A 1,073-nucleotide genomic window follows, 5' to 3' on the forward strand; every position below is an offset into this window, starting at 1 on the left:
AGGGTGTAGTCGGCGTACTGGACCGGCAGTGGTTCCCAGTCGGGGGCACGGCCGGCCCGGCGCGCGGCGTAGGCCACCGACAGGTCGTGGGCCAGCGGTCCCATCGACATGCCGTCGCTCGCGATGTGGTGCACCAGGAGCAGCAGGACGTGCTCGTCCGGCGCGAGGGCGAACAGCGTGGCCCGGAGCGGCGGTTCCGTCGTCAGGTCGAAGGCGTGGCGGGCCGCCGCGGCCACGTGGTCGCCCAGCCGGTCCGGGGTGGTGGGCACGACGTCGACGACCGGGCGGGCCTCCTCCACCGGGAGGATCCACTGGTACGGCGTGCCGTCCTGCTCCGGGAAGACGGTGCGCAGGCTCTCGTGCCGCTCCACCAGGTCGTGGAGTGCCGCGCGCAGGGCGGAGGTGTCCAGGTCACCGGTCAGCCGCAGGTGCAGTGGGACGTTGTAGGTGGCGCTGGGTCCCTCCAGCCGGTGCAGGAACCACAGGCGCTGCTGCGCGAAGGACAGCGGCAGCCGCTCCGGCCGTGGCATCCGGCCCGGTCCGACCTGTTCCGCACCGGTCGGGCCGAGGCGTACGGCCACCCCGGCGACCGTCGGTGCCTCGAAGAGGTCGCGGACGGTGAGGTGGGCTCCGAGGGCGGTACGGACCCGGCTGATCAACTGGATGGCGAGGAGGGAGTGTCCGCCGAGGTCGAAGAAGTTGTCGTCGATGGTGAGGTGGTCGACGCCGAGGGTGTCCGCGAAGATCCCGCAGAGGATCTCTTCGGTTGCGGTGCGTGGGCCGCGTCCGTTGGTGGTGTGGGTGTGTTCGGGTGCGGGCAGTGCGGCGGTGTCGAGCTTGCCGTTGGGGGTGAGGGGCAGGGTGTCGAGGGTGACGTAGGCGGTGGGCAGCATGTAGTCGGGCAGGGACGCGGCCGCCTGCCGGTGGACGCCGGTGGTGTCGGCGGTGGTGGGGGTGAGGTAGGCGGTGATGCGCTGGTCGCCGGGTTGGTCCTCGCGGACGATGACGACGGCTTGGGTGACCGAGGGGTGCTGGGCGAGGGCGGTTTCGATTTCGGCGAGTTCGATGCGGTA

Annotated in this window: 1 protein-coding gene; it reads right to left on the reverse strand. The window is 71.7% G+C overall.

All coding sequences use genetic code 11. The annotated features are described in order from the left end of the window. On the reverse strand, nucleotides 1-1,073 hold a 1,073-nt coding region (locus CCN44_RS22500; protein WP_244203949.1), incomplete at both ends, for a condensation domain-containing protein.

The organism is Streptomyces tricolor (genome assembly GCF_002155905.1).
Taxonomy (GTDB): Bacteria; Actinomycetota; Actinomycetes; order Streptomycetales; family Streptomycetaceae; genus Streptomyces; species Streptomyces tricolor.